Annotated in this window: 6 protein-coding genes; all 6 read right to left on the bottom strand. The window is 29.2% G+C overall.

Annotation, left to right across the window (positions count from 1 at the left end; translation table 11 throughout):
• On the bottom strand, positions 1–918 hold a 918-nt coding region (locus VJ881_08240), incomplete at its 3' end, for an amidohydrolase family protein (protein HKL76042.1).
• Positions 919–1,136: 218 nt separating this feature from the next.
• On the bottom strand, positions 1,137–2,996 hold the full coding sequence (locus tag VJ881_08235) for a sigma 54-interacting transcriptional regulator (GenBank protein ID HKL76041.1): 1,860 nt from the start codon (positions 2,994–2,996) through the stop codon (positions 1,137–1,139).
• Positions 2,980–4,125, bottom strand: coding sequence for an N-acetylglucosamine-6-phosphate deacetylase (nagA, locus tag VJ881_08230; GenBank protein HKL76040.1), 1,146 nt, complete (start codon positions 4,123–4,125; stop codon positions 2,980–2,982). The genes VJ881_08235 and nagA overlap by 17 nt, the downstream gene beginning before the upstream one ends.
• Before the next feature lie 24 nt (positions 4,126–4,149).
• Positions 4,150–4,395, bottom strand: coding sequence for a hypothetical protein (locus VJ881_08225; GenBank protein ID HKL76039.1), 246 nt, complete (start codon positions 4,393–4,395; stop codon positions 4,150–4,152).
• Entirely contained in the window at positions 4,385–5,791 is a 1,407-nt protein-coding gene (locus VJ881_08220; protein HKL76038.1) for a diguanylate cyclase, read from the bottom strand. Before VJ881_08220 ends, VJ881_08225 begins: the two co-directional genes overlap by 11 nt.
• A gap of 17 nt (positions 5,792–5,808) precedes the next feature.
• The coding region (locus VJ881_08215; GenBank protein HKL76037.1) for a cobalamin-dependent protein at positions 5,809–6,333 on the bottom strand (525 nt) is incomplete at its 5' end.

Genomic DNA, 6,333 nt, shown 5'->3' with positions numbered 1-6,333 from the left:
TTCTAAAAGATCTTCCAAACCACCTTCATGAGCCCAATCAGGTAAAATAGAATCAAGCCCGGTTGATGTTGCTGGATAAGGATATACATCACAACTAACATCTACCCCTCTTTTTCTTGCTTCTCTCATCATCTCTAAAGTACCACTAACAAGCCCCCAGCTATTTTTTACAGTTACTTTATGATGAGAAATTTGGACTGAAATTCCACTTTCTTCTCCGATTTTTATTGCTTCTTTTACACCTTCAACAAGTTTTTCACCTTCAAAACGCATATGTGTGGTATAAATCCCACCAAATTTAGCAGCAGTTTTTGCAAGTTCAATTAATTCTTCTGTTTCCGCATAAGAAGATGGTGGATAAATCAATCCACTTGAAAAACCTATTGCTCCTGCTTCCATTGCTTTTTTTAATAAATTTTTCATTTTATTTAATTCCTCTGATGTTGGTTTTCTATTTTCATAGCCTAAAACAGATCTTCTTAATGCTCCATGACCAACTAAAGGAACTATATTAACACTCTTATCTTTTTTATTCATTACTTCCAGGAATTTTTTATAACTTTTCCAGTTATAACTAAGTCCATAATCTTTTAATTCCTCTTTTAGATGTTTATATCCTTCCCCATAAGCAGGAGCAGGTGAAGAACCACAGTTACCAATAACCTCTGTAGTTACTCCCTGTCTTATTTTGCTTTCTGATTTACCATTAACAAGTACTGTTAAATCTGAGTGAGTATGGATATCTATAAATCCAGGACTTACTACTAAACCTTCTGCATCAATAATTTTTTCAGTATTATCTTTATCTAATTTAGCTATTTTTTTTATTTTTCCATCTGAGATAGCTATATCACTTTTAAACCAGGGAGTTCCGCTTCCGTCTATTATTTTTCCATCTTTTATTATATAATCATACATTTACTTTGCACCTCATTATTTAAATTTTCAAAATTTATAATCAATTTTTAATTAACTTACTTCTTATTTTATTTAAATATGCATTTTTTATACCAAATCTATTTTCAGACTAAAATAGCTAAATAACGACGTATTATGCGTACTTTTTGTTTTTGTAATACAATAAAAATCAAAAAACGTTCGGTTTTACGGAGTTTTCTTCCGGATAACCGAACGTTTTAAAGGTCATATTTCTTTAATCTCTCATAAAAACTTGTTTTACCAATTCCTAATATTTCTATTGCTTTTTTTCGAGAACCATCAGTATATTCTAAAACCTTTTGAATCAATTCTTTTTCAGCCTCTTCTACTGTTTCTTCTAAAGATCCAATCCCCTGAACTTTTACTCTTTGATCCTGGGAAAATTGTTTTATTACTTTAGCTGGTAGATCATTAACTCTAATTTTTTCATTATCACAAATATTAATTGCCCTCTCCAAAACATTTTCTAATTCCCGAATATTTCCTTTCCATTCATAAGACATTAAATATTTCATAGCTTCAGAGCTAATATTTTTGATATTTGTTGATAATTTTTTATTAATTCTACCTAATAACTTATTTACCAATAAAGGTATATCTTCTCTTCTCTCTCTTAATGGAGGTAAATAAATGGGAAGAACATTTATTCTGAAATATAAATCTTCTCTAAACTCACCGTTCCTGACCTGTTTTTCTAAATCCTTATTAGTAGCAAAAACAAATCTCACATCCACCTCTTTTTCTTCTAAACCTCCGACTCGAGTATATTTTCTACTCTGTAAAAAATGGAGAAATTTCGCCTGAAGAGAAAGGGGCAATTCAGCAATTTCATCTAAAAAAAGTGTTCCTTTATCTGCTTTTTCCAATTTACCTTCTTTACCTGAATCCAAAGCTCCTGTAAAAGAACCTTTTTCATACCCAAAAAGCTCACTCTCAAATAAATTTTCAGGAATGGAGGCACAATTTATATAAACAAAATTCTCTTTTTTACGCTGACTGGCATTATGGATAGCTTTTGCAAAAAGATTTTTTCCTGTACCACTTTCTCCCAAAAGTAATACATTAGATATACTTTCACTTGCTTTATATGCCATTTTTTTTGCTTTTTCAAATTTCTCACTGGCCCCCAAAATTTCTTTGAAAGCTTCATCTCTTTGTTCTCTTTTATTTAACTGTTTTTCAAGATAGTTCTTAGAATTAAGTGCTTTATCTCTTTCAGCAATAATTGTTTTTAACTCTCTTATATCCTCAACTTTTAACATAGCACCAATTACTTTATCATTTTCTTTTATTGAAGACATGGTACACCTTGTAGGAACACCATTAATTATCGCTTCCTGATTTTTTATTCCTTTTTCATCACCTTTAGCAATTTTTAATAATCTTTTGATAATATGTGAATCAGGATGATAACTGGATATATGCTTATCATAAATTTTGGGAACCTCTCCCTGAGGCCCTTTTCTTATATATTTCTTCCCTTTTAAAATGCTTTTTATATCCTCTTTTCGAGCTGTATACCCTCGAGTTTGATAAAACTTTACTTTAGCAGTTTCTCTATCCAGTATTACAAGATTTCCTGCCGCCAGAGAAAAATAAAAAGGATATTTTTTATTATCCACTTTTATCTGCAGAAGTTTTTTTTCAAAATTAATCTCTACTTTTATTTTTCTTTTTAAAATTTCTTTTGTCATACTTAAGTTGCCATTTTCATATTCGGTTTTCTTATAAACTGCTTCTCCATTTTTAGCATCTTTTTTTCCAATTAATATAAAAGCATCATCTCTTTTAAAATCAGTACATTCTGCTCCCAACTCAGTTAAATCTTTAGGTTGAAGATTACCATCATCTCTTCCCAGGGCATTATCAGCAATTAAGACAATATCGCCTTTTTTAATTTTTCCTGCTTCATGGCCTGGACCAATTCTGGGATCTATTCCAAAAATCGCTGCTGCTTCTCTATTATATATTTTTATTTTTCCCTTATTGTCAATTACTATTAAACCTTCATCAATTAAATCTACACTTTTTTTATAAAAATCAGAGATAAAAATCACCTCGATTTTCTTTACCATCTTTAAATATTTTTTTGACTTCTAAATTTTTATTGAGTAAAACTAAATCAGCTTTGAGTCCTTCTTTTAAGTGGCCAATTTTGTGATCAAGTCCTATTAATTTCGCAGGATTTAAAGTTACCATATTAATAATCTCATTTAAATCTAACTTAGTAGCATTTAGCATATTTTTGACTGCTTTATCCAGGGTTAGTACACTTCCGGCTATTGTGCCATCTTCAAGTCTGGCTTCACCATTCTTAACAAAAACTTTTTGTCCACCAAGACTATATTCACCATCTTCAAGACCACCAGCTTCCATTGAATCTGTTACTAATATAATTTTTTCAAGGTCTTTAGTTTTTGTTACTAATTCTAAAACTGCAGGATTTATATGAACATAATCAGCAATTAATTCTACTGTCATTTCTCCATTTAAAGCTGCACCAACTATTCCTGGTTTTCTATGGTGTAAACCTGTCATTGCATTAAACAAATGAGCAACATGACTTAATCCCCAGCTTCCCGCCTCTTTTATTTGCTCATAATTTGCCGCAGAATGAGCAACAGAAATAGTTATCCCTTTTTTATCTGCTTTTTCCATGAATTCTTTAGCTCCCTCTATTTCAGGAGCCATAGTAATTATTTTTATAATATCAAAGTATTCTTCAATTAAATCAAAATAAGGAACACTAATATTTTTATCATTCTGTGCTCCTTTATATTCTTTATTTATAAAAGGTCCTTCCATATGAACTCCTAAAGGTTGAGCTCCTTTTAAACCTTCTTCTTTCATTTTTTTTACATTAGATAAAGCCTTTTTTATATCTGATTCATTCATAGTCATAGTTGTAGGCAAAAAAGATGTTACACCATTTTTAATGATAGTTCTACTGATATTTTCCAGGGCTTCTCTATTAGCTTCCATTGTATCACTACCACCTGAACCATGGATATGAATGTCAATAAAACCAGGACTTAAATACCCACCTTTACCATCTATAATATCAACATTTTTGAGTTCAATTGGAGGTACAGAATATATCTTTTCTATTTTATTTGAAAAAAGCAATGCCCCATCTTCTATAATTTTATGAGGTAATATAAGCGAAACATTTTTTATTAACTTCATATCTAAACCCCCTGTTGTAAAATTTTAAGCAAGAAGCTTTTTTATTTTTTTAGGAGAAACCAAAATATCATCATAATCAATTATTAATTCATCTTCATTAATTATCGCATCTTTTATACCAGGTGTATTATTAAGTTTTTCTTCTACCTCATCTATACTATAATCTCCTATTTTTTCAATATTTACTCTGTATTTTACAATATATTTATTTTCATTATTCTTTTTTTCTTCATTATGCTGGACAGGACAATTTTCACAATCATGAGCCATCTCTAATTTCACCATCCTTTAATTTCTTTTTCTCTTTATACATTTTTTTATCTGCTTTATTAATTAAATCATTAGCAGATAAATTACATTTATAACCACAATCTACTATACCATGACTAACACTTATTTCAAACTCATATTCTTCACTCTGATTTATTTTGTTAAGTTCAGATTTTATTCTTTGCCATATTTTTTCTGCTGTTTTTTCATTAATACCAGGTAAAATCAGCAGAAATTCATCTCCACCAAAACGGGCCACAGCATCATTTTCTCTTATATTATCTTTCATAATTTCTGCTACTTTTTTTAAAAGCGCATCTCCTGCTGAGTGGCCTAAATTGTCATTTATTTCTTTTAAATTATTTACATCAAGAAAACAAACACTTAAATTGCTTTCATTATTTTGAGCATATTCAATTTCTTTATTTAAATATATAAGCCCCATTCTTCTATTGAATATTTGAGTTAATTTATCTTTACTAGCCTGTTTTTTTAACTCTTCTTCTTTTTCTTTTTGTTGCCTTATATCTCGGAGTACTATTACACTCCCAAAAACATTACCTTTATCATCTTTTAAAGGAGAAGATTTGAAAGCAACTGGAATGTTTTTGTTTTCATTTCTTTTTAAAATCACTTCACCTTCTTCAGTAAATTCGCCAGCTTTAATTTCATCTTTTAGATTTTTTTCTAAAGAATTAGAAGTAATAGGATCTAATAAATTCACTATTTCAAAAAAATTCTCGTTAATAACATTTTTTTCTTTTTGAGCAAGAATTTTTTCAGCTATAGGATTTAAATAATCAATCTCTCCCCTTTTATTAAGAGTTATAACTCCCTCAGCAATACTTTCTAAGGTTACTCTAAATTTATGTCTTTCATTTTCCAATTTTTTATTTTTCTTCATTAATTTTCTTTGCAAATTGGAAAGCTCATTATTAAGTTTTGTTAATTCTTGATATGTTTCTTCATTTTCTTTATTCTTTTTACTTAAAGGAAAATCGTTGAATTTATTTTTTAATAATTTTCTAAATCTATTAATATGTTCATTATTTATTTCAGTAATTTTTTCATAATGATCTAAAATACTGGAAAAGCTATTACCGGCCATAATTAAAAGTTCACCATTATCATTGATTCCAGAGAAATTAAGTGGTTTAATTTCATTTTCAATTTCAAAATTTATTTCCCAGGAAAATAAAGCACCTTTTTCTTTTAATTTTTTAATAAACTCAATAGCCTTATTAAAATTATTTTTTTCCACAACTGAAGGTAATAATTTTCCTTCTTTTAAATACTCTAAATCAAGACTATTATATATAACTTTTTTTATTTCTCCTTCTAAATTACAAATAATTACAAAACCATCAATTTTTCTTCTATCTATATCATAATTCAATTAATTGTCCCTCCTTATCAAACAAGTTTATTGGCTACTTTAACTGCTTTATTAAGATCTGGAGCATAACCATCAGCACCGATTTCCTTCCAGAGATCTTCATTAATATTAAAAGGATAGCCACCTACCATAATCTTTATATCTTTAGTCTTTTGATTTTTACGTACTTCTTCAATTAATTCAGTTGCTTTACTCAAGTTAGAAGTTATTGTCACCGAAATAGCAAGCAGATCACCTTTTTCTTCAATTATTTCATCAACTATACTTTGAGCTGGCATATTAGCACCTAGATGAACAGTATCCCAGCCATCCATCTCCAGGAGATCAGCTATCATCCTGATCCCTAATTCATGTAGCTCATCCCCCACACAGGTCGTAATAGCTTTAAAACTATTTTTTTCAGGTGATAATATATAACTATAAAGTTGAGACATTATAAGTTGAGTTACAGAAGTACTGTAATGCTCTTTAGCTACACTAACTTTATTTAATTGCCACAATCTACCTATTTCTCTTTGAACAGGTTGAAATACATTTAAGTA

The organism is Halanaerobiales bacterium (assembly GCA_035270125.1).
Lineage (GTDB): Bacteria > Bacillota > Halanaerobiia > Halanaerobiales > DATFIM01 > DATFIM01.
This window is presented reverse-complemented; position numbering and strand designations above follow the sequence as displayed.

Coding starts and splice junctions, on each gene's coding strand:
- VJ881_08225 (HKL76039.1), bottom strand. CDS start 4,395: ATGGCTCATGATTGTGAAAATTGTCCTGTCCAGCATAATGAAGAAAAA.
- nagA (HKL76040.1), bottom strand. CDS start 4,125: ATGAAGTTAATAAAAAATGTTTCGCTTATATTACCTCATAAAATTATA.